Source organism: Enterobacter sp. FB (genome assembly GCF_000805795.1).
Classification (GTDB): Bacteria; Pseudomonadota; Gammaproteobacteria; order Enterobacterales; family Enterobacteriaceae; genus Enterobacter; species Enterobacter roggenkampii.
Genome location: NZ_JSZC01000017.1, coordinates 86,110 through 109,739, shown reverse-complemented (window position 1 = coordinate 109,739; position 23,630 = coordinate 86,110). Strand labels below are relative to the sequence as shown.

17 protein-coding genes are annotated in these 23,630 nt (G+C 57.8%); 9 read left to right on the top strand and 8 right to left on the bottom strand.

Going from position 1 to position 23,630, the window contains the following annotated elements; genetic code table 11:
• The first annotated feature begins 13 nt into the window (after positions 1-13).
• From glgC to glgP, 3 genes are read left to right on the top strand one after another with little or no spacing between them, the layout of a single operon-like run.
• A complete protein-coding gene (gene glgC, locus PI91_RS22755) occupies positions 14-1,309 on the top strand; it encodes a glucose-1-phosphate adenylyltransferase (RefSeq protein WP_008503066.1) in 1,296 nt (431 codons plus the stop codon).
• On the top strand, positions 1,309-2,742 hold the full coding sequence (glgA, locus tag PI91_RS22750) for a glycogen synthase GlgA (RefSeq protein ID WP_008503065.1): 1,434 nt from the start codon (positions 1,309-1,311) through the stop codon (positions 2,740-2,742). Before glgC ends, glgA begins: the two co-directional genes overlap by 1 nt.
• 18 nt (positions 2,743-2,760) lie before the next feature.
• Positions 2,761-5,208, top strand: coding sequence for a glycogen phosphorylase (gene glgP / locus PI91_RS22745; protein WP_008503064.1), 2,448 nt, complete (start codon positions 2,761-2,763; stop codon positions 5,206-5,208).
• Positions 5,209-5,296: 88 nt separating this feature from the next.
• Here glgP and glpD read toward each other — a convergent pair whose 3' ends face one another.
• Positions 5,297-6,805: a glycerol-3-phosphate dehydrogenase gene (gene glpD / locus PI91_RS22740; protein WP_021242183.1), complete on the bottom strand. Its 1,509-nt coding sequence runs from the start codon at positions 6,803-6,805 to the stop codon at positions 5,297-5,299.
• 188 nt (positions 6,806-6,993) lie between these two features.
• On the opposite strand from glpD, the gene glpE reads away from it, so the two are divergent.
• The 3 genes from glpE to PI91_RS22720 are packed head-to-tail and all read left to right on the top strand — an operon-like array spanning position 6,994 to position 8,979.
• A complete protein-coding gene (gene glpE / locus PI91_RS22730; protein WP_008503062.1) occupies positions 6,994-7,326 on the top strand; it encodes a thiosulfate sulfurtransferase GlpE in 333 nt (110 codons plus the stop codon).
• Positions 7,327-7,373: 47 nt separating this feature from the next.
• The gene (gene glpG, locus PI91_RS22725; protein ID WP_023326236.1) at positions 7,374-8,204 is read left to right on the top strand and encodes a rhomboid family intramembrane serine protease GlpG; all 831 of its coding nucleotides are present in this window, start codon (positions 7,374-7,376) and stop codon (positions 8,202-8,204) included.
• 16 nt (positions 8,205-8,220) lie between these two features.
• A complete protein-coding gene (locus PI91_RS22720) occupies positions 8,221-8,979 on the top strand; it encodes a DeoR/GlpR family transcriptional regulator (RefSeq protein WP_008503060.1) in 759 nt (252 codons plus the stop codon).
• Between the two features lie 96 nt (positions 8,980-9,075).
• Here the strand turns inward: PI91_RS22720 and malT are convergent, their stop codons facing one another.
• Complete coding sequence (malT, locus tag PI91_RS22715; RefSeq protein WP_008503059.1) at positions 9,076-11,781, bottom strand: HTH-type transcriptional regulator MalT; 2,706 nt, start codon at positions 11,779-11,781, stop codon at positions 9,076-9,078.
• A 588-nt stretch (positions 11,782-12,369) separates the two neighbouring features.
• Between malT and malP the strand changes: the two genes are divergently transcribed.
• Both malP and malQ read left to right on the top strand, forming a co-directional pair.
• A complete protein-coding gene (malP, locus tag PI91_RS22710) occupies positions 12,370-14,763 on the top strand; it encodes a maltodextrin phosphorylase (RefSeq protein ID WP_039267156.1) in 2,394 nt (797 codons plus the stop codon).
• Positions 14,764-14,772: 9 nt separating this feature from the next.
• On the top strand, positions 14,773-16,851 hold the full coding sequence (malQ, locus tag PI91_RS22705) for a 4-alpha-glucanotransferase (RefSeq protein ID WP_023294726.1): 2,079 nt from the start codon (positions 14,773-14,775) through the stop codon (positions 16,849-16,851).
• Positions 16,852-16,938: 87 nt separating this feature from the next.
• On the opposite strand, the gene gntT is transcribed toward malQ, so the two are convergent.
• The 3 genes from gntT to gntX all read right to left on the bottom strand — a co-directional run bounded on the left by gntT (position 16,939) and on the right by gntX (position 19,892).
• Complete coding sequence (gntT, locus tag PI91_RS22700) at positions 16,939-18,255, bottom strand: gluconate transporter (protein ID WP_013099097.1); 1,317 nt, start codon at positions 18,253-18,255, stop codon at positions 16,939-16,941.
• A gap of 316 nt (positions 18,256-18,571) precedes the next feature.
• Entirely contained in the window at positions 18,572-19,147 is a 576-nt protein-coding gene (nfuA, locus tag PI91_RS22695; RefSeq protein WP_008503055.1) for a Fe-S biogenesis protein NfuA, read from the bottom strand.
• 61 nt (positions 19,148-19,208) lie between these two features.
• Positions 19,209-19,892, bottom strand: coding sequence for a DNA utilization protein GntX (gene gntX / locus PI91_RS22690; protein WP_021242187.1), 684 nt, complete (start codon positions 19,890-19,892; stop codon positions 19,209-19,211).
• Positions 19,893-19,927: 35 nt separating this feature from the next.
• Here gntX and bioH point away from each other — a divergent pair, with 35 nt between their 5' ends.
• On the top strand, positions 19,928-20,710 hold the full coding sequence (gene bioH, locus PI91_RS22685) for a pimeloyl-ACP methyl ester esterase BioH (RefSeq protein ID WP_039267155.1): 783 nt from the start codon (positions 19,928-19,930) through the stop codon (positions 20,708-20,710).
• On the opposite strand, the gene feoC is transcribed toward bioH, so the two are convergent.
• The 3 genes from feoC to feoA are packed head-to-tail and all read right to left on the bottom strand — an operon-like array spanning position 20,682 to position 23,510.
• Positions 20,682-20,921, bottom strand: coding sequence for a [Fe-S]-dependent transcriptional repressor FeoC (feoC, locus tag PI91_RS22680; RefSeq protein WP_008503052.1), 240 nt, complete (start codon positions 20,919-20,921; stop codon positions 20,682-20,684). The two genes, bioH and feoC, sit on opposite strands and share 29 nt — an antisense overlap.
• A gap of 12 nt (positions 20,922-20,933) precedes the next feature.
• Positions 20,934-23,252 (bottom strand): Fe(2+) transporter permease subunit FeoB, encoded by a 2,319-nt coding sequence (gene feoB / locus PI91_RS22675; RefSeq protein WP_021242189.1) that lies wholly within the window; start codon positions 23,250-23,252, stop codon positions 20,934-20,936.
• A 30-nt stretch (positions 23,253-23,282) separates the two neighbouring features.
• Positions 23,283-23,510, bottom strand: a complete 228-nt coding sequence (gene feoA, locus PI91_RS22670) for a ferrous iron transporter A (RefSeq protein WP_008503050.1) — start codon at positions 23,508-23,510, stop codon at positions 23,283-23,285.
• Between the last annotated feature and the right edge of the window lie 120 nt (positions 23,511-23,630).

Here is a 23,630-nt window from a genome sequence, read left to right as displayed (position 1 = left end):
AAAGGAGTTAGTCATGGTTAGATTAGAGAAGAACGATCCCTTAATGTTGGCACGCCAGCTACCATTAAAAACGGTTGCCCTGATACTTGCGGGCGGGCGTGGTACCCGTCTGAAAGATTTGACCATCAAGCGCGCCAAGCCGGCCGTTCACTTTGGTGGTAAGTTCCGTATTATCGACTTTGCGCTCTCCAACTGCCTGAACTCGGGCATTCGCCGCATTGGCGTCATCACGCAGTATCAGTCGCACACCCTGGTGCAGCATATTCAGCGCGGCTGGTCATTCTTCAGCGAAGAGATGAACGAATTTGTCGATCTCCTTCCTGCGCAGCAGCGCGTTCACGGCGAGAACTGGTATCGCGGAACGGCGGATGCGGTCACCCAGAACCTCGACATCATTCGTCGCTATAACGCGGAATATATCGTGATCCTCGCCGGGGACCACATTTACAAGCAAGATTACTCCCACATGCTCATCGACCACGTCGAAAAAGGGGCGCGCTGCACCGTGGCGTGTCTGCCTGTGCCCGTTGCTGAAGCGACGGCGTTTGGCGTCATGCACGTGGATGCCGACGACAAAATTATCGACTTCGTTGAAAAACCGGCTAACCCGCCAACCATGCCGGGCGATGACACCAAATCGCTCGCCAGCATGGGGATCTATGTCTTTGACGCAGATTATCTTTATGAGCTGCTGGAAGAAGACGACAAAGACGAAAACTCAAGCCACGACTTCGGTAAAGACATCATTCCGAAAATCACCAAAGCTGGCATGGCGTATGCACATCCTTTCCCGCTGTCCTGCGTGCAGTCCGACCCGAATGCGGAACCGTACTGGCGCGATGTGGGCACGCTGGAAGCGTACTGGAAAGCGAACCTCGATCTGGCATCGGTCACGCCTGAACTGGATATGTACGACCAGAACTGGCCGATTCGTACCCATATGGAGTCGCTGCCGCCAGCCAAATTCGTGCAGGACCGCTCCGGCAGCCACGGTATGACGCTGAACTCGCTGGTGTCCGGCGGGTGCATCATCTCCGGTTCGGTCGTGGTGCAGTCGGTGCTGTTCCCGCGCGTGCGGATAAATTCATTCTGTAATATCGATTCGGCAGTCTTGTTGCCGGACGTCTGGGTAGGGCGTTCGTGTCGTCTGCGTCGCTGCGTGATCGACCGTGCCTGCGTCATCCCTGAAGGGATGGTCATTGGGGAGAATGCGGAAGAAGACGCGCGTCGTTTCTACCGTTCGGAAGAGGGGATCGTGTTAGTCACACGGGAAATGTTGCGGAAGCTGCAAATCAAACAGGAGCGATGATGCAGGTTTTACACGTATGTTCTGAGATGTTCCCGTTATTAAAAACGGGCGGTCTGGCAGATGTGCTTGGCGCATTACCGGCGGCGCAAATCGCCGGAGGCGTGGATACCCGAGTCCTGCTGCCCGCCTTTCCGGATATCCGGCGCGGTATACCTGATGCAAAAGTGGTGACCCGCCGTGAAACGTTTGCCGGACGCATTACCCTGCTGTTTGGACATTACAATGGCGTAGGGATTTACCTGATCGACGCGCCGCATTTATACGATCGCCCGGGTAGCCCGTATCACGATACGAACCTGTTCGCCTACACCGACAACGTGCTGCGCTTTGCGCTCCTCGGCTGGGTTGGAGCAGAAATGGCGACGGGGCTGGATCCGTTCTGGCGGCCGGATGTGGTGCACGCGCACGACTGGCACGCCGGGCTTGCTCCGGCGTATCTCGCGGCGCGCGGCCACCCGGCGAAATCGGTCTTTACTGTGCATAACCTGGCCTATCAGGGGATGTACTACGCCCATCACATGAATGACATCGATCTGCCATGGTCGTTCTTTAACATGCACGGTCTGGAGTTTAACGGGCAGATCTCGTTCCTGAAGGCGGGGCTGTACTACGCCGATCACATCACGGCGGTGAGCCCAACCTACGCGCGTGAGATCACCCAGCCGGCATTTGGCTACGGCATGGAAGGGTTGCTGCAGCAGCGCCACCGCGAAGGCCGCCTGTCGGGCATTCTGAACGGCGTGGATGAACAGATCTGGAGCCCGGAAACCGATCTCCTGCTGGCGGCGCGCTACGGTCGTGATTCCGTGGAAGACAAAGCGGAAAACAAACGCCAGCTGCAGATTGCGATGGGCCTGAAGGTTAACGACAAAGTGCCGCTGTTCGCCGTCGTAAGCCGCCTGACCAGCCAGAAAGGGCTGGATCTGGTGCTGGAGGCGCTGCCCGGTTTACTGGAGCAGGGCGGGCAGCTGGCGCTGCTCGGCGCGGGCGACCCGGTATTGCAGGAAGGTTTCCTTGCCGCCGCCGCGGAACATCCGGGGCAGGTGGGCGTACAGATTGGCTACCACGAGGCATTTTCGCACCGCATTATGGGCGGCGCGGACGTCATCCTGGTGCCGAGCCGTTTCGAACCCTGCGGCCTGACGCAGCTTTACGGCCTGAAATACGGCACCCTGCCGCTGGTGCGCCGCACGGGCGGGCTGGCGGATACGGTATCGGATAGCTCACTGGAAAACCTGGCGGACGGTATCGCCAGCGGGTTTGTCTTTGAGGACAGTAATGCCTGGTCGCTGCTTCGGGCGATTCGGCGTGCTTTCGTCTTGTGGTCCCGTCCATCGCTGTGGCGCTACGTCCAACGCCAGGCGATGTCCATGGACTTTAGCTGGCACGTTGCGGCGCAGTCATACCGCGATCTCTATCAACGCTTGATGTAACGAGGCGAAGTTACTGATATGAACGCTCCATTTAGCTACTCTTCACCCACGCTCAGCGTTGAGGCGTTAAAGCACTCCATCGCCTACAAGCTGATGTTCACCATCGGGAAAGATCCGGTTATTGCCAACAAGCACGAGTGGCTGAACGCCACCCTGTTTGCGGTGCGCGACCGCTTAGTTGAACGCTGGCTGCGCTCAAACCGCGCCCAGCTCTCGCAGGAGACGCGTCAGGTTTACTATCTGTCGATGGAATTTTTGATTGGCCGCACGCTGTCCAATGCGCTGTTGTCGCTCGGTATTTATGACGACGTCAAAACCGCACTGGAAGAGATGGGGTTAGATTTAGAAGAACTGATCGACGAAGAGAACGACCCGGGCCTCGGTAACGGCGGTCTGGGACGTCTTGCCGCCTGCTTCCTCGACTCGCTGGCGACGCTGGCGCTGCCGGGCCGCGGCTACGGTATTCGCTACGATTACGGCATGTTCAAACAGAACATCGTTGACGGGCGCCAGAAAGAGTCCCCGGACTACTGGCTGGAGTACGGCAACCCGTGGGAGTTCAAGCGCCACAACACGCGCTACAAGGTGCGCTTTGGCGGGCGTATTCAGCAGGAAGGAAAAAAATCCCGCTGGGTGGAAACGGAAGAGATCCTGGCCGTGGCCTACGACCAGATTATCCCCGGCTACGACACCGATGCCACCAACACGCTGCGCCTGTGGAGCGCTCAGGCCAGTAGCGAAATTAACCTCGGTAAATTTAACCAGGGTGACTACTTCGCGGCGGTGGAGGATAAAAACCACTCCGAGAACGTATCCCGCGTGCTGTACCCGGATGACTCGACCTACTCAGGCCGCGAGCTGCGCCTGCGTCAGGAGTATTTCCTCGTTTCGGCGACCATTCAGGACATCCTCAGCCGCCACCATCAGCTGCACAAAACCTACGCCAACCTGGCGGAGAAAACCGCGATCCACCTTAATGACACCCACCCGGTGCTCTCTATTCCGGAGCTGATGCGCCTGCTGATCGACGAGCATAAGTTCAGCTGGGACGACGCCTTTGAGGTGACCTGCCAGGTGTTCTCGTACACCAACCACACGCTGATGAGCGAAGCGCTGGAGACGTGGCCGGTGGACATGCTTGGCAAAATCCTGCCGCGCCATCTGCAGATTATCTTTGAGATTAACGACTACTTCCTCAAGACGCTGCAGGAGCAGTATCCGAACGATACCGGCCTGCTGAGCCGCGCGTCCATCATTGATGAGTCGAACGGCCGCCGCGTGCGCATGGCCTGGCTGGCGGTTGTCATCAGCCACAAGGTCAACGGCGTGTCCGAGCTCCACTCGAACCTGATGGTGCAGTCGCTGTTTGCGGACTTCGCGAAGATCTTCCCGACGCGGTTCTGCAACGTGACCAACGGCGTCACCCCGCGCCGCTGGCTGGCGCTGGCCAACCAGCCGCTCTCGGAGGTGCTGGACGAGAATATCGGCCGCACCTGGCGTACCGATTTGAGCCAGCTGAGCGAGCTGGAACAGCATATTGATTTCCCGACGGTGAACAAAGCCGTGCGCGAAGCCAAGCTCCTGAACAAAAAGCGTCTGGCGGTCTGGCTGGCGATGCATCTGAACGTGGTGGCAAACCCGAAAGCGCTGTTCGACGTTCAGATCAAACGCATCCACGAATACAAGCGTCAGCTGATGAACGTGCTGCACGTGATCACCCATTACAACCGCATTAAGGCCGACCCGACGGCCGAATGGGTGCCGCGCGTGAAGATCTTCGCCGGTAAGGCGGCGTCGGCCTACTACATGGCGAAGCATATAATTCATCTCATCAACGACGTGGCGAAGGTGGTTAACCAGGATCCGGACATTGGCGACAAGCTGAAGGTGGTGTTCATTCCGAACTACAGCGTCAGCCTGGCGCAGCTAATCATCCCGGCAGCGGATCTCTCTGAGCAGATTTCTACGGCGGGCACGGAGGCATCCGGCACCAGTAACATGAAGTTTGCCCTTAACGGCGCGCTGACCATCGGCACGCTGGACGGGGCGAACGTCGAGATGCTGGAGCACGTGGGCGAAGAGAATATCTTTATCTTCGGTAATACGACGGAAGAGGTAGAGGCGCTGCGCAGGAAAGGCTACTCGCCGCGTCAGTATTACGAAGAGGATGAAGAGTTGCGTCAGGTGCTGACGCAGATTGCAACCGGCGTGTTTAGCCCTGATGAACCGAGCCGCTACCGCGATCTGGTGGATTCGCTGATTAACTTTGGCGATCACTATCAGGTGCTGGCGGATTACCGCAGCTACGTCGACTGTCAGGATAAGGTGGACGAACTGTATCGCCAGCCTGAGAAGTGGACCAGCGCCGCGATGTACAACATCGCCAATATGGGCTATTTCTCGTCAGACAGGACCATCAAGGAGTATGCCGAGACGATCTGGCATATTGATCCGGTGAGGCTGTAAAAACAAAGCCCGGTGGCGGCTTCGCCTTACCCGGCCTACTTGATCCCGTAGGCCCGGTAAGCGTAGCGCCACCGGGCGTTTTTTTGCATCAAGACGCCAGCGACAGCTCACGTTTCGCCGCATGTTGCAGCAACCACTGCGCCACGCGAGACTGCTGTTCGGCGTTGAGCCACATCCCTTCTTTGGTACGGCGCCAGATAGCATCATCCAGACGACGCACCCACTCGTGCTCAACCAGATAACGCAGCTCGGCTTCGTACAGCTCGTGGCCGAAATGCTCGCCCAGATCGGCAATCTCTTTTGCATCACCCAGGATCAGCTCGGTATTGCTGCCGTAGGTGCGGGCATAGTGGCGCGCCATCCCTTCGGTGATGAACGGGAAGCGACGGCGCAGCTTCGCGGCGTAATCATCGCGGTTATCGCCGATATCACCGCCAGGCAGTACCGCGCCTTTGGTCCATGCCGGGCCAATGCCTTTATAGTACGGCGCCAGTTTTTCCAGCGCGTGCTCGGCCAGCTTGCGGTAGGTGGTGAGCTTGCCGCCAAACACGGACAGCAGCGGCGCCTGACCGTCTACGTCGTGAATATCGAGCGTATAGTCGCGGGTGATGGCCTGCGGTGAGTCGGATTCGTCATCGCACAGCGGACGCACGCCGGAGTAGGTCCAGACCACGTCGTCGCGCGACAGCTGTTTCTTAAAGTGCGCGTTATACACTTTGAGCAGGTAGTTCACTTCGCTCTCGTCGATCTCGACGTTCTTCGGATCGCCTTTGTACTCCACGTCGGTGGTACCGATGATCGAGAATTCGTCCATCCACGGGATGACGAACACGATGCGCTTGTCTTCGTTCTGCAGGATGTACGCCTGCTTCTGGGTATGCACGCGCGGCACCACAATGTGGCTGCCCTTTATCAGGCGGATGCCGTACGGGGATGGCAGATGCATGCCGTCGTCAAAGAACTGCTTCACCCACGGGCCGGTGGCGTTCACCAGGCCGCGCGCTTTCCAGCTGAACTTCTCGCCGGTATCGATATCTTCCGCTTCGACAATCCACAGGCCGTTTTCACGACGGGCAGCGGTCGCGCGGGTGCGGGTTTTCACCTCGCCGCCTTTCTTCTCAACCATCTGCGCGTTCGCCAGCACCAGGCGGGCATCGTCCACCCAGCAGTCGGAATATTCGAATCCGCGCACGATTTCCGGCTTAAGGACCGATTCTGAGCCAAAACGCAACCCTTTCGAACCCGGGAGGCTGGTGCGTTTACCCAGATGATCGTACATAAACAGACCAATTCGGATCATCCATGCCGGACGCAGATGTGGGCGATGGGGCAGGCGGAAGCGCATCGGAATCGCCAGATGCGGGGCCATTTTCAGCAGCACTTCACGTTCGGCCAGCGCTTCGCTGACCAGGCGGAATTCGTAGTGTTCCAGGTAGCGCAGGCCACCGTGAATCAGTTTGGAGCTGGCGGACGACGTCGCGCAGGCGAGATCGTTAGCTTCCAGCATCAGTACGGATAAACCGCGTCCTGCGGCATCGACCGCAATACCGGCACCGTTGATGCCACCGCCTATCACAATCAGATCTTTGGTTTCCATAACACCCTCATGCACTTTCGTTAAAGCTCAGAAATGTTCGATATCGCTCATAATAGCAAAGGAACGCGCTTTTGGTAACATCAAAAAAACAATTTAGAGTGATATGGATAACATAATGGCGTTTACCCGCCGCCAGGACGTACACTACGGGGTAAAATCTTGTCGTTGACCACTGTTAAGAGAACACCATGGATCAGTTTGAATGTATTAACGTAGAAGAAGCCCACCAGAAGATGCACCAGGGAAAAGCGGTGCTGGTGGACATCCGCGATCCGCAGAGTTTTGCGATGGGCCATACGCCGGGCGCGTTTCATCTTACCAACGACACGCTCGGCGCATTTATGCGCGATAACGACTTCGACACGCCGGTGATGGTCATGTGCTACCACGGCAACAGCAGCAAAGGCGCGGCGCAGTATCTGCTTCAGCAGGGTTACGACGCGGTTTACAGCGTCGACGGCGGTTTCGATGCCTGGCATCGTCATTTCCCGGCGGAAGTGGAATACGCGTTTGAGCGCTGATCCCGCTATACTGTCCCCTTTTGTGTGGAAATAAGCGACCGCTGCCCATGTTGATGATCACCTCTTTTACCAACCCGCGCGTCGCCCAGGCGTTTGTCGACTATATGGCGACGCAGGGCGTTATTCTTACTATTCAGCAACATACGCAGACCGACGTCTGGCTGGCCGATGAGAGCCAGGCCGGGCGGGTAAACGAGGAGCTGGCGCGTTTTCTTGAGAACCCTGGCGACCCGCGCTATCTCGCGGCCAGCTGGCAATCCGGACAGACCGGCAGCGGATTGCACTACAGCCGCTTTCCCTTCCTTGCCACCCTTCGCGAGCGCGCGGGCCCGTTTACGCTGCTGCTGATGGCGGCCTGCATCATCGTCTTTATTATTATGAACGTGGTCGGCGACCAGAGCGTGATGATTGCCCTGGCGTGGCCCTATGATCCGTCGCTTGAGTTTGACGTATGGCGCTACTTTAGCCACGCGCTGATGCACTTCTCGGTGATGCATATCCTCTTTAACCTGCTCTGGTGGTGGTATCTCGGCGGTGCCGTTGAAAAGCGTCTGGGCAGCGGCAAGCTGATCGTTATCACCCTCATCAGCGCCCTGTTGAGCGGCTACGTACAGCACAAGTTCAGCGGCCCGTGGTTTGGCGGGCTGTCGGGTGTCGTCTATGCCCTGATGGGCTACGTCTGGCTTCGCGGGGAGCGCGATCCGCAAAGCGGCATCTATCTGCAACGCGGATTGATAACCTTTGCGTTAATATGGCTAATTGCCGGATGGTTTGATCTGTTTGGTATGTCTATCGCCAACGGTGCGCACGTCGCCGGGCTGGCCGTGGGGCTGGCGATGGCCTTTGCCGACACGCTCCATGCGCGAAAACGAACATAATTCTCAGGGATAATTGATGAAACAAACACAACGTCATGACGCCATTATCGAACTGGTAAAAAAACAGGGATACGTCAGCACCGAAGAGCTGGTGGAGCAGTTTGCCGTCAGCCCACAAACCATCCGTCGTGACCTGAACGACCTGGCCGATCAGAACCGCATCCTTCGCCACCACGGCGGCGCGGCGCTGCCGTCCAGCTCGGTCAACACCTCCTGGCACGACCGAAAAGCGACGCAGACGGCGGAGAAAGAGCGCATTGCCCGCAAGGTCGCCAGCCAGATCCCGAACGGGGCGACGCTGTTTATTGATATCGGCACCACGCCGGAAGCGGTCGCCCATGCGCTGCTGGATCACGAGAACCTGCGCGTGGTCACCAACAACCTGAACGTCGCCAATACCCTGATGCAAAAAGACGATTTCCGCATCATCCTCGCGGGCGGCGAGCTGCGCAGCCGCGACGGCGGGATTATCGGTGAAGCGACCCTCGACTTTATCTCTCAGTTCCGCCTCGACTTCGGCATTCTGGGCATCAGCGGCATCGACAGCGACGGCTCGCTGCTGGAGTTTGATTACCACGAGGTGCGCACCAAGCGCGCGATCATTGAAAACTCACGCCACGTGATGCTGGTGGTGGATCACTCGAAGTTTGGCCGTAACGCGATGGTGAACATGGGCAGCATCAGCATGGTGGATGCGGTCTATACCGACGTGATGCCGCCAGCGGGCGTGATGCAGGTGATTAAAGATAATAATTTGCAGCTGGAACTGTGCTAACGGTTGTGTCGGGTGGCGCTGCGCTTACCCGACCTACAAATTGTTCTCCCTCTCCCTGTGGGAGAGGGCGGGGTGAGGGCATCAGGCCGCACAAAACTAAACGCCGTACCCCATCATCTTCAACAGCTGCTGCGCATGCTGCACCGCATCCTGTCGATGCGCCACGCCCAGCTTCTGGTACAGGTTGCGGATATGCGTTTTGATGGTGGTCGCCGCCACCGCCAGCTCGCCGGCAATCTGCTCGTTGCTGTAGCCTGAATAGATCAGCCCCAGAACCTGCCATTCGCGCTGGGTAAGCGGACTGGTGCGGATAAGCTCCGGCACTTCCGGGTGGTTTAGCAGACGTTCAACGAAGTTCTCATCGAAATGCGCAAACTTGTGGCGATGATGCTGGTTAATCTCGCGCAGAATACGCTGGGCGCGATGCTGATCCAGCTCCGGCAGCGTGTTGAGCTGAATAAGCTGGCGCAGCTGCTGCGCCATCACTTCCCCTTCAATCACAAAGTGGCTGATAAACCCGGTGCGGTTTGCCAGCTGTAGCGCCTCCAGCAGCACGCGCTGGGCATCGTTTTTACGGCCCGCCTGCCAGTAGAGCTGATTTTGCAGCAGCAGGTTGCGGTTCAGGTCGCTCATCAGGCGCAGGCTGCGCGCGTTTTCGTTCAGCTCTTCCAGCACAATCTCTGCGGGCTCTAATTCACCGAGCAGGATCTGCGCGCGGGCAATGTTGCGCCACTGGCTCTGCAGGAAGTGGTTGTTGGCAAATTCCGGTTTTGGCGTCTGACGCAGCCAGTTGGCGGCGGATTTTTTATCGCCGGTCATCTGCCAGTAAATCACCCGGACCTTGTCGGCGTTTGACACCCAGTCGCTATGATACTGGCCGTTGCCGAGCAGGTTTTCCAGGCGGTTAAGATGGTTGCGGGCGTTATCGAGATCGCCGCGCGCCAGCGAGCACTGCACCAGCAGCGCCAGGCACTGCAGCTGCTGCTGAGGCTGGAAACTGGAAAGAACATCCACACCCTGGCGGGCGCAGCTTTCTGCTTCATCCAGACGCGACCATGCCCACAGTAATTGAGCGCGAATACGCAGCAGGAACTCGTGCATCGGCAGCTGTTCCAGATGCTGCTCGCGAATCAGCTGGAACGCTTTTTCCTGATTTTCCCAGGCGGCCTGCAGGAACCCCTGCGCGAATAAAATCTCGCTCTGCTGGATCAGGCTCCACAGCGCGTAGTGCCAGACATCATGACGACGCGCCATCTGTTCGGTTTGCTGCATCAGTGAAAGCGAGCGCGTGAGGTCGCCCTTGCAGTGCAGTACTTCGCCGTGTACGGAGGTCGCAACGATGCGGCTGTAGAAGTTGGCCAGCGGCAGTTCATCCAGCGCGACCATCGCCAGCCGTTCCGCTTCGTCCGGGTCGCCATCGTTAATGGCCACCTGAGCGCGCAGCGCGTTGAACTCGCCGTGCAGGGTGGTATCCATCTCGCTTTCCATCTCCTGCTCGGCGCGCGCCAGCAGGGTGTTCACTTCGCTGTAGCGATGCTGGCTCTGCATCAGCCAGGCCTGCAGCAGCACCAGACGCGGATTCTCCAGCAGGCTTTCCCACGGCAGGGCTTTCAGGGACTCTTCCAGCAGGGTCAGCTCGCTGTGGTTAAACAGGCCCCACGCGTGATTGAGGAGGATATCGCGCAGCATGCTGGCGTCACCGGCGGCGAGCGCGTGGTGGATGGCCTCGCTCGGGAAGCCCTGTGCCATCCAGCTTTCGGCAGCGGCACGGTGGATCTCCGGCAGTTCAACCGCCAGCTCCCACTGACAGCGCTGGCGCAGGAAGCTGCCAAACAGCGGATGATAGCTAAACCACTCGCCGGGATCGTCCATGCGCGTCAGGAAAAGGCCCTGACGTTCAATCTCTTCGAGCTGAAGCTGACCGTTTTCACAGCCCGTCACCCGCACGATCAGCGCATCGTTCATGGAGCGCAGCAGCGAGCTTTTCAGCAGGAAATTACGCGTCGAGGGATCGACGCTGTCCAGCACCTCATCCACCAGGTAATCAGAGAGGTGGCTGGCGTTGATGCCGGCCAGACGGCGCGCTGACTGGTGCGCCGGACTGTTGTTTTGCCGGGCAGAGAGGGCAATCAGCTGCAGCGCCGTTGCCCAGCCTGCGACGTCATCACACAGACGGCTGCTTTCGGCGGCCTCAATCGGTGAGTTCAGGCGGCAGTCGAAGAACTGTTTCGCTTCCTGGTGGGTAAAAGCAAGCTGTTGGCTACCCACTTCCAGAAGCTGATCGCGCACGCGCAGGTTGGCAATACCCAACTGCGGCAGGTTGCGTGACAGCACCACTAACGTCAGGTTTTCCGGCTGATGGCGCAGGAAGAAACGCATCGATTCATGAATCACCGGGTTAGTGATGAGATGGTAATCATCAATCACCACGTAAAGCGGGCGATGCCATTCAGCCAGTTCGATAAACAGCTGAGAGAAAAGGGAGGACAGGCTGGCGTACTGGCGCTTTTGCACCATCACCTCACTGGCGACGCAGTGTCCATGGGTGGCTTGCTGTATGGCGGCAATCAGATAGCTGGCAAAACGTTCTTGCTGGTTATCGCCCTCATCAAGGGAGTACCAGCCAAGATCGCTCTTACCTGCGGCCCATTGCGAGATGAGCGTTGTTTTTCCATAACCTGCAGGGCTCGTAACCAGCGCCAGTCGGAAATTATGCGCGCCGGAAAGTTTAGCCAACAGACGCTCGCGGACCACTGTATGGTCAAGACGAACCGGGCGACTTAATTTAGACGGAATCAACATAGGTTTCACTTCACTGTGGGGAACGAGAGATTTTATTTTTTTTGCGCTTCGTAATTAATACGATATAAGGTCGGTCAGAAAGAGAACTATTGCAAGTTATGTCTGGATTTGGTGGCTCTGAATTTGCACTCTGTCACAAAACATTCAGGCAGATGATGGAACTTTCTGGAAAGGGCTTTAATGCCGCGTCAATGCTGGCTTGTATGGTTGTGCTGCGGCTGCGCTGAAACTGGTTTCAGGAAGGGATAGTGACGTCAAATTTAATAAAGTGTGGGTAAAGTTCAGCGAGAATAATACCTTTCCTGGTCATGACATCCTGTTGCAAAAATATTATTCCAGGTAAGTAATTATTTCGGCAGGGTTTAATTTCATCCGAAACTGCATTTCATTTCTTTGACATTCTCCTCGGTTACTTTTTTATCTTCCGGGCACACTCGAACTATGCTCTGAGAGTGGCCTTGATCACACTTTTCTGCTCATCCCCGCTACTCCTCCCTGTCTAATCCCCTACGGGAGGAGGAAGAGGTGAAATGAGCCAGGCACACTAGCGCCAACTTGTGTTTTCTTTCTAAAGGATGCCGATCCCCTATGTCACAGCCTACCTTCAACAAAGCTCAATTCCAGGCTGCCCTGACGCGTCAGTGGCAGCGTTTTGGCCTTCATGCTGCAAACGAGATGACGCCTCACCAGTGGTGGCAGGCAGTGAGCGGTGCGCTCGCAGAGCAGCTGGATGCTCAACCTCTGGCAAAACCGGCAAACGGGCAGCGCCATGTAAACTACATTTCAATGGAGTTCCTGATTGGCCGTCTGACGGGCAACAACCTGTTGAACCTCGGCTGGTATCAGGAGGTTGGTGACGTTCTTAAAGAACACGACATTAACCTGACCAATCTGCTGGAAGAAGAGATTGACCCGGCGCTGGGCAACGGTGGCCTGGGTCGTCTGGCGGCCTGTTTCCTGGATTCCATGGCGACCGTCGGCCAGTCGGCGATTGGTTACGGTCTGAACTACCAGTACGGCCTGTTCCGTCAGTCCTTCGCTGACGGCCATCAGATGGAAGCGCCGGACGACTGGCATCGCAATACCTACCCGTGGTTCCGTCATAACGCGCAGCTGGACGTGCAGGTTGGCATTGGCGGGAAAGTGACGAAGCAAGGCCTCTGGGAACCTGCGTTCACCATTACCGGCGAAGCCTGGGATCTGCCGGTGCTTGGCTACCGTAACGGCGTGGCGCAGCCGCTGCGTCTGTGGCAGGCGAAGCACGCCCATCCGTTTAACCTGACCAAATTTAACGACGGCGATTTCCTGCGTGCCGAGCAGCAGGGCATCGACGCCGAGAAGCTGACCAAAGTTCTCTACCCGAACGACAACCACCTGGCCGGAAAAAAGCTGCGCCTGATGCAGCAGTACTTCCAGTGCGCCTGCTCCGTGGCGGACATTCTGCGTCGCCATCACCTGGCGGGCCGCAAGCTGGCGCAGCTGCCGGACTTCGAAGTCATTCAGCTCAACGACACGCACCCGACCATTGCCATCCCGGAACTGCTGCGCGTGCTGATTGACGAGCATCAGCTGAGCTGGGACGACGCCTGGGCCATCACCAGCCGTACCTTTGCCTACACCAACCACACCCTGATGCCAGAAGCGCTTGAGTGCTGGGATGAGAAGCTGGTGAAAGCGCTGCTGCCGCGCCACATGCAGATCATCAACAAGATTAACGACCAGTTTAAAACCCTGGTGGATAAAACCTGGCCGGGCAACAAAGCGGTCTGGGCGAAGCTGGCGGTGGTTCACGATAAGCAGGTACGCATGGCGAACATGTGCGTAGTGAGCGGCTTTGCGGTGAACGGCGTGGCGGCGCTGCACTCGGATCTGGTGGTTAAAGATCTGTTCCCGGAATACCACCAGCTGTGGCCGACCAAATTCCACAACGTGACCAACGGCATTACGCCGCGTCGCTGGATCAAGCAGTGCAACCCGCTGCTGGCTGGCCTGCTGGACAAGACCCTGAAGAAAGAGTGGGCCAACGATCTGGACCAGCTCATCAACCTGGAAAAATACGCTGACGACGCGAAATTCCGCGAACAGTACCGCGCGATCAAGCTGGAGAACAAAGTTCGCCTGGCGGCGTTCGTGAAAGCGCGCACCGGGATTGAGATCAACCCAAATGCGATTTTCGATATCCAGATCAAACGCCTGCACGAGTACAAACGTCAGCACCTGAACCTGCTGCACATTCTGGCGCTGTACAAAGAGATCCGCGAGAACCCGCAGGCTGACCGCGTGCCGCGCGTGTTCCTGTTCGGCGCGAAGGCGGCGCCGGGCTACTATCTGGCGAAAAACATCATCCTCGCCATCAATAAAGTGGCGGCGGCGATCAACAGCGATCCGAACGTGGGCGACAAGCTGAAAGTGGTATTCCTGCCGGATTACTGCGTCTCGGCGGCTGAAATGCTGATCCCGGCGGCGGATATCTCCGAGCAGATCTCAACCGCAGGAAAAGAAGCCTCCGGTACCGGCAACATGAAGCTGGCGCTGAACGGCGCGCTGACCGTCGGCACGCTGGACGGGGCGAACGTCGAAATCGCCGAGAAGGTGGGCGAAGAGAATATCTTTATCTTCGGCCACACCGTGGAAGAGGTGAAAGCCATCAAGGCCAAAGGCTACGACCCGGTGAAATGGCGTAAGAAAGACAAAGTGCTGGACGCGGTGCTGAAGGAGCTGGAGAGCGGCAAATACAGCGACGGCGACAAGCACGCGTTTGACCAGATGCTGCACAGCATGGACAAACACGGCGGTGACCCGTATCTGGTCATGGCGGACTTCTCGGCCTACGTTGAAGCGCAAAAACAGGTTGACGTGCTGTATCGCGACCAGGACGCGTGGACCCGGGCGTGCATTCTGAACACCGCCCGCTGCGGTATGTTCAGCTCTGACCGCTCAATCCGTGATTATCAGGCCCGTATCTGGCAGGCAAAACGCTAAGGAAGCGCGATGGAGAGTAAACGTCTGGACAGTGCCGCGCAGGCGGCGGGAATTAGCCTCAGTTACATTAATGCTCACGGCAAACCACAGTCTATTGGCGCCGACACCAAAAGACGTTTGCTGGATGCCATGCACAAAACCGACGCGAAAGCGTCGGCTGCGCCGGTGCCGAACGTGAAGGTATTCACCGCAGGTAAAAAGATGCCGCTCGCGGTGGAAGGGCGCGGCGAGTTTAGCTGGCTGCTCACGACCGAAGAGGGGCATCAGCACAAAGGCCACGCCACCGGCGGCAAAACCCTTAACCTTCCGGCGAAGCTGCCGGAGGGCTACCACACCCTGACGCTCACCCAGGACGATCGGCGTTTCCACTGCCGGGTGATCGTCGCGCCAAAACGCTGCTACGAGCCGCAGGCGCTGCTCGAAGGGAAAAAGCTGTGGGGCGCCTGCGTGCAGCTCTACACGCTGCGCTCCGACAGCAACTGGGGGATCGGTGATTTTGGCGATCTGAAGAACATGCTGGCATCCGTGGGCGAGCGCGGCGGCGCGTTTATCGGCCTCAACCCGATCCACGCCCTCTATCCGGCCAACCCGGAGAGCGCCAGCCCGTACAGCCCGTCCTCCCGTCGCTGGCTGAACGTGATTTATATCGACGTTAACGCCTTAGATGACTTCAAAAACAGCCAGGAGGCGCAGGCCTGGTGGAAACTCAGTACCACGCAGCAGGCGCTGAAGCAGGCGCGCGAAGCCGACTGGGTGGATTACTCCACCGTCACGGCGCTGAAAATGGCCGCGCTGCGTCTGGCGTGGAAAGGCTTTTCGCAGCGCGATGACGAGCAGATGGCGGCGTTCCGCCAGTTCGTGACGCAGGAGGGCGAGAGCCTGTACTGGCAGGCGGCGTTCGATGCGCTGCACGCGTATCAGGTGAAAGAGGACGAAATGCGCTGGGGCTGGCCGGTCTGGCCTGAAGCGTATCAATCCGTCGACACGCCGGAAGTGAAAGCGTTCTGTAAAAAATATGCCGATGAAGTGGACTTCTACCTGTGGCTGCAGTGGCTGGCGTACAGCCAGTTTGCCGCCTGCTGGCAGGTGAGCCAGGGCTACAAGATGCCGATTGGCCTGTATCGTGACCTGGCCGTCGGCGTGGCGGAAGGCGGTGCGGAAACCTGGTGTGACCGCGAGCTTTACTGTCTGAAAGCCTCCGTCGGCGCGCCGCCGGATATCCTTGGCCCGCTCGGCCAGAACTGGGGCTTGCCGCCGATGGATCCGCACGTCATGGCGGCGCGCGCCTACGAGCCGTTTATCGACCTGCTGCGCGCCAACATGCAGAACTGCGGGGCGCTGCGTATCGACCACGTGATGTCCGTGCTGCGTCTGTGGTGGATCCCGTACGGTGAAACGGCGGATCACGGCGCATACGTGCAGTACCCGGTTGACGATCTGCTGTCGATCCTGGCCCTGGAAAGCAAGCGTCACCAGTGCATGGTGATCGGTGAAGATCTCGGTACCGTGCCGGTGGAGATTGTCAGCAAGCTCCGCGACAGCGGCGTCTACTCCTATAAAGTGCTCTATTTTGAAAACGACCATGAGAAAACCTTCCGCGCGCCGCAAGCGTACCCTGAACAGTCAATGGCAGTCGCGACGACGCATGACCTTCCTACGCTTCGTGGCTATTGGGAAAGCGGCGATCTGACCCTTGGCAAAACGCTGGGCCTGTATCCTGATGAAGAGGTGTTACGCGGCCTGTATCAGGATCGCGAGCTCTCCAAGCAGGGGCTGCTGGATGCGCTGCATAAGCATGGCTGTCTGCCGAAGCGCGCCGGGCATAAAGCGTCGCTGATGGCGATGACTGCGACACTCAACCGCGGTTTGCAGCGCTATATTGCCGACAGCAACAGTGCCCTGCTGGGCCTGCAGCCGGAAGACTGGATTGATATGGCGGAGCCGGTGAACATTCCGGGTACCAGCTATCAGTACAAGAACTGGCGTCGCAAGCTGTCCACCACGCTTGAGGCGATGTTTGCCGATGATGGGGTGAACAGGCTGATCAAGGATTTGGATAAGCGGCGAAAAGCTGCTGGTAAGAAGTAATAAAAAACCCGCCAGTGGCGGGTTTTTTATTATCAGGTGGTGCTCATGTAGGTCGGGTAAGGCGTAGCAGCCACCCGACTTAGGGCATCAGACCACCATATTCAGCAGCAGCACCCCGACCAGACCGCACACCGAAATAATGGTTTCCAGCGCGGACCAGGACTTGATGGTTTCACCGATCGTCAGGTTGAAGTACTCCTTGAACAGCCAGAAGCCCGGATCGTTTACGTGAGAGAAAATCACGCTACCGGAACCGACGGCGATAACCATCAGCTCAGGGCTCACGCCCGTGGTGGCAATCAGCGGCGCAACGATGCCGCCTGCGGTGATCGCTGCAACGGTCGCAGAACCCAGCGCAATACGCAGAACCGCGGCAATAGACCAGGCCATCAGGAGTGGCGACACGTTGGTTTCATGCATCATGGCAGCGATGTATTTGTCCACGCCGCTGTCGACCAGAACCTGTTTGAACGCACCGCCACCGCCGATGATCAGCAGCATCATGGCAATGATTTTGATGGAAGAGGTCAGCGTGTCGTTGATCTGATCCATGGAGCGGCCGCGGTTCAGACCGAAAGTGAACATCGCGATCAGCACGGCAATCAGCGTTGCCATCACCGGGTCACCCAGGAATTCTGCAACGGACAGGAACGCATGACCTTTTGGCAGAACCATCTCTGCCACGGCGCGCATCGCCATCAGGATCACCGGTACCAGAGAGGTCCAGACGCTGACGCCAAAGCCAGGCATCTCTTCTTCGGTGAAGGTTTTGGCGCTGTACAGACCTTCCGGAATCGGCTTATCAATGCCTTTCAGGAAGCGGGCATAAACCGGGCCTGCCAGAATCACCGTTGGGATCGCCAGAATCGTACCGAACAGCAGGGTTTTACCCATGTCGGCGTGGAAGATGGTCGCGATAGCGGTTGGGCCCGGGTGCGGCGGCAGGAAGCCGTGGGTCACGGACAGCGCCGCGGCCATTGGCACACCGACATACAGCAGCGGGATGCTCGCGGCAGCCGCAATGGTGAACACCAGCGGCAGCATCAGCACGAAGCCTACTTCATAGAACAGCGCGAAACCAACGGTAAAGCCGGTTAACACCACTGCCCACTGAATGTTCTTCTTACCAAATTTGTCGATAAGCGTGGTAGCAATACGCTGCGCGCCACCGCAGTCCGCCAGCATTTTACCGAGCATGGCGCCGAAGCCCATGATCAGCGCCAGGCTGCCGAGCGTGCCGCCGACACCGGCTTTAATCGAGCTGATAACTTTTACCAGCGGCATCCCCTGCATCAGACCGACTGCAAGTGCCACCAGAACCAGAGCGATAAATCCGTTCATTTTGAAGCGGATCATCAAGAGCAGTAATAACACAACACCGATAGCAACGATGACTAATGGCATGATTTACCTGGCCTTTGAATTGTTATGGGTAACGTCATTGTTTCAACGACAAATTCCGGTTGTCCCAACTGGGAACAGAGAAGTAACGGCACTAATACTGATGCCTTTTAAACGATTAAGTTTAGTCGGCTGTTATGAGTGTGCTTAGTGCCCATGAGAATGATACGGGTAACATGGCGTGATTGAGAATCACCCTGGAAGGCAAAATGTGAATTATGAGACGCAGGTCAACATATAAAGGGGAGCGAAGAGGGGGAGCAGGGTTTTGTAGGCCCGGTAAGCGCAGCGCCACCGGGCAATACAGACGGGCAATGAATCAGTAGTAAGAGTGCTCGCCGCGCTGGTGTTCGGTCAGGTCACGCACGCCTTTCAGTTCCGGGAACTCGTTCAGCAGCTGCTTCTCGATCCCTTCTTTCAGGGTGACATCGACCATTGAACAGCCGTTACAGCCGCCGCCAAACTGCAGAATGGCAAAACCTTCGTCGGTAATTTCCATCAGGGAAACACGACCGCCATGGCCAGCCAGCTGCGGGTTAATCTGGGATTGCAGTAGATACTCAACGCGCTCCATCAGCGGGGCATCGTCAGACACTTTACGCATTTTCGCGTTCGGTGCTTTCAGGGTCAGCTGAGATCCCAGCTGATCGGTGACGAAGTCGATCTCCGCATCTTCAAGATACGGTGCGCTCAGCTCATCAACATAGGCGGTGAGCTGTTCAAATTTAAGGGCAGTGTCGGTGGCTTCCACGGCGTCCGGAGGACAATAAGAAACACCACATTCTGCATTCGGCGTGCCTGGATTGATCACAAACACACGGATCTGCGTCCCTTCTTCCTGATTTGCCAGCAGTTTGGCAAAGTGCGCTTGTGCAGAATCGGAAATACGGATCATAGCTTTGGCCTAATAGTTGACTAAATTACCTGGGTATAATCATACGCCCATTGAAGAAGGGCTACAAGGTACGGCACAGACACCATACCTGAACCGACGCGGCGCCGCTTTGCAAAAGCAGTCGGGAAAGTTCAGCAACGGTACTGCCTGTGGTGACGACATCATCCACAATCGCGATATGGAGACCGTCGACCGGCAATTCAAGGCGAAAGGCATTTTTGAGGTTTCTTTTGCGAAGCCGGGCGCTGAGCTGATGCTGGATGGCGGTGGCATGAACACGCGTCAGCGCGCGGGCATCATACTGACAGCCAAGCCACCGGGCGAGGGGACGGCAGATCAGGTCGCTCTGATTGTAACCGCGTCGCCAGTGGCGGCGTCGGTAGAGGGGGACATTCACCAACCTGTCGATTTTCGGCAATGCGCGGTGGCGCCGCGCCTGCAAAACCGCCAGCAGTAGCAGTCGCGCAAGGGGCTGTGCCAGGGAACTTTGACCGGAAAACTTCAGCGCGTGAATCAGCCTGCTCAGCGGCGGAACATAATCATCCACCGCCACCAGCGCGCTCCACGGCGGGGATTTTTTCAGGCACCGGCCACAGGGCAAAGAGGGATTTGTGGCCGGTAAACCACATTGTGGACAGCTCCCGATACGCCATTGCAGCGATCGCGTACAGACGGAGCAGATGCCCCACCTGCTGAGTGCCAGCGGCATTCGGCATAGCCAGCACAACCCAGGTACTGTTAGCATGTGCAACCTCCATGTGAAAAAGAGAACAGTAACTGATGAAGACGCTGTGGTGGCAGACCGTCGGAACGGGAAATTGCCATCTTGTGCTGCTGCACGGATGGGGACTGAATGCTGAAGTGTGGCGTTGCGTAAGCGAGGAACTTGCCTCGCAATTTACGCTGCATCTGGTGGATTTGCCGGGTTATGGCCGCAGCCGCGGCTTTGGCGCGATGTCGCTTGATGAGATGGCGCAGCAGGTTCTGGACACCGCGCCGCAAAACGCTGTCTGGCTGGGCTGGAGCCTGGGCGGGCTGGTGGCAAGCAAGATTGCGCTGGATAACCCCGGGCGCGTAAGCGCGCTGGTTACCGTTGCCTCGTCACCCTGCTTTAGCGCGCAGGACGCGTGGCCGGGGATCAAGCCTGAAGTGCTGGCAGGATTCCAGCAGCAGCTAAGCGACGATTTCCAGCGGACGGTGGAGCGTTTTCTCGCGCTGCAGACGATGGGTACAGAAACCGCGCGTCAGGACGCGCGCACGCTGAAGCAGACCGTGCTGTCGCTGCCGATGCCTGACGTTGAGGTGCTTAACGGGGGGCTTGAGATACTCAAGACGATCGATCTGCGTGAACCGCTGGCGTCGCTGGCGCTTCCGCACCTGCGTATGTATGGCTATCTGGACGGGCTGGTTCCGCGTAAGGTGGTGCCACTGCTGGATAACCTGTGGCCGGAAAGCCAATCAATGGTGGTCGCTAAAGCGGCACACGCGCCATTTATTTCACATCCTGGCGAGTTTTGTTCGGCGCTGTCCGCCTTTATTCGCGCAGTGCCCACCACTCCCTGAGGCAGGCTTTTCCTTCCGGGCAATGTTTACAGCTGCCGGACAGACAACCGTCCGGCTCTTCCTGAATGCGCACCGCTTTCCCCATGGCTTCCAGTCTTTCCAGCATGGCGTCGATCATCGGCTGCGGCGTATGCAGGCTGAGGCTCAGCTGTTTCGCCTCCATTCGCCCCTGCAGTGCCAGCAGGTCACGAACCTGAATCAACGATGCCATGGGGTGTGCTCCTTAGTGACAGTCGCCTGCCGGGCTGTTGCAGCAGGTCGCCGCGGTTTTACGGTTTGCCAGCAGGTCGATGTCGACGCGGCTGCGTGCCCGCCGCAGCAGGCCGAGAACGATCACGTTAAACAGCACAACCGCGAGAATGCAGACCAGGCTGTAGCGCGGGTGCTGGCTGAAATTGACGGTTTGATAAAACAGCGTCGCCAGCGAATACGCGATGTTTAATCCCCACAGGATGGAGAAGCCCATCCAGCCGCGGCTGGACTCGCGAGCAATCGCCCCCATCACGGAGATGCATGGAATATAGAGCAGAACGAAGATGAGGTAGCTGTAGGCCGCGGACGCGCTGCCAAACTTCTCGCCCATCACGCCCATGGCACCGGTCGCCATCTCGCCGTCGCCTTTGCTCGCCTCAATCGGGTTCGCCAGCACGCTCAGGCTGAAGGTGTCCTTCAGGCTCTGCCAGGTTTCCTCTACGGCACCCAGCAGTTCGTCACCGAGGTGAAACTCCGCCGGGTTAAATTCCTGCTCCTGAATGTTCTCGGCGGTGTAGAGCGTGTTCAGGGTACCGACAACCACCTCTTTTGCCATCGCGCCGGTAAACAGCCCGACGGTTGCCTGCCAGTTATCCTCATGCACGCCAATCGGTTTGAAGACCGGCGTGATGACGCGGCTGACGGAGGCGAGGGCAGAGTCGTTAATGTTATCCGCTGCCTGTCCACTCAGGGTAAAGCTGTTCAGGGCGCTCAGGAAAACGCTGACGATGACAATCACCTTACCGGCGCGCAGGACGAAGCCTTTCAGACGCTGCCAGGTCTGGATCGCCAGGCTTTTCAGATGGGGGACGTGGTACACCGGCAGCTCCATCACGAACGGCGACGCTTCACCGCGCATGATGGTGTGTTTCAGCATTAAGCCGGTCAGGATCGCCATCACGATGCCCAGCACGTACAGCGAGAAGACCGCCAGCGCGCCCTGCTGGCCAAAGAAGGCTGCCGCAAAGACCGCAAAGATCGCCAGTCGGGCACCGCAGGACATAAACGGCGCCATCATGATGGTCATCAGACGCTCGCGCGGTGCATCCAGCGTGCGCGCGCCCATCACCGACGGCACGTTACAGCCGAAGCCGACGATCAGCGGGACGAAGGATTTGCCCGGCAGGCCCAGCGCCTGCATCAGACGATCCATCACGAACGCCGCGCGCGCCATGTAGCCGGAATCTTCCAGGAACGAGAGGAACAGGTACATCATGCCGATCTGCGGCACCAGCGGCAGAACGGTATTGATACCGCCGCCGATCCCCTGCGCGAGGAAGATGGTGAGCCATTCCGGGAAGTGCAGGGTGTAGCCCACCCACTGAATGCCGTGCACGAAGACCGCGACGGAACCGGCGTCAAAAATCGGCTGCAGCGCGCCACCGATGTTAATGGCGAGCAGGAACATCACGTACATCACCAGCAGGAAGATGGGCAAACCGAGGAAGCGGTTGAGCACAATCTTATCCACCGCCGCCGTAAAGCGGCTGGGTTCCGCCGTCAGCGCGTTACTGACCACGTCGCAAATCGAGGCGATAGCCTGGTAACGGGCATCGGCGATGTGCAGCGCCGGGTCGTCCAGCTCGTCGCTAAGACGGGCCACCGTCACGTCCAGCTTATCGGCCGCATGACCGGCATAAGCGCGGCTGTAAATATCCCCTTCCAGCATCTGCAGGCCAAGCCACAGGCGCTGTTTCGCAGGCATGGCTTTGTCCATCTCCTGCGCCAGCACGTTGGCTTCGCGCAGGAGAGGCTGGGCGTAATGCACCAGCTCAACGTCGCGATTTCCCGCGTGACGGTCAATGGCCAGCTTCAGCGCATCAATACCGCGCGCGCGCGTCGAGACCAGCGGAACGACCGGGCACCCGAGGCGCGCGGAGAGGGCATCAACGTCGATGCGTAGCTTTTGTTTCTCTGCGATGTCGAGCATGTTGAGCGCCACGATGCAGGGGATACCCAGCTCCAGCAGCTGCAGCGTCAGATAGAGGTTACGCTCGAGGTTTGAGGCATCGACCACGTTGATCAGCAGATCCGCGTCGCCGCCAAGAATGTAGTGACAGGCGATTTGCTCATCGAGCGAAGTTTGCGACGAAATGGTGGTTAAGGAGTAGGTGCCGGGAAGGTCAACCAGCGTCACCTGGTTGTCTGTCGTCGTGAACTGGCCCTCTTTACGTTCAACCGTTACGCCCGCCCAGTTGCCCACGCGCTGGCGAGCCCCGGTCAGCTGGTTAAAAAGCGTAGTCTTGCCGGAATTAGGATTGCCAATTAAGCCAATAGTTAACTTTTTCATTTTTCTGGACTCACTGAAACCGCTGGCTTGTTATCGGGATAAGGCTTCGACTTCTATTAACGCGAGGTCTTTTTTACGCAGGACCAGATTCACGCGTCGGGTTTCGATATGAACCGGATCGCCTAACGGCGCCACGCGTACGACCTGGAATGACGAGCCGGGCAGCATGCCAAGCGACAGCAGCTTTTGCCGATAGGCCGGGCTAATTTCGCGGGTAAAACCGGTAATCTTCCATGCACTGTCTGGAGTGAATTGCATAACGCCTGATTCCACGAAAGGTTAAATTATCTACTATGCGATGATAATGAGAATAGTTTTTATCAGCAATATTAAAACTGTGACGGAATGTTGTTTACGGTTTTAATTTACGGCCTGTTT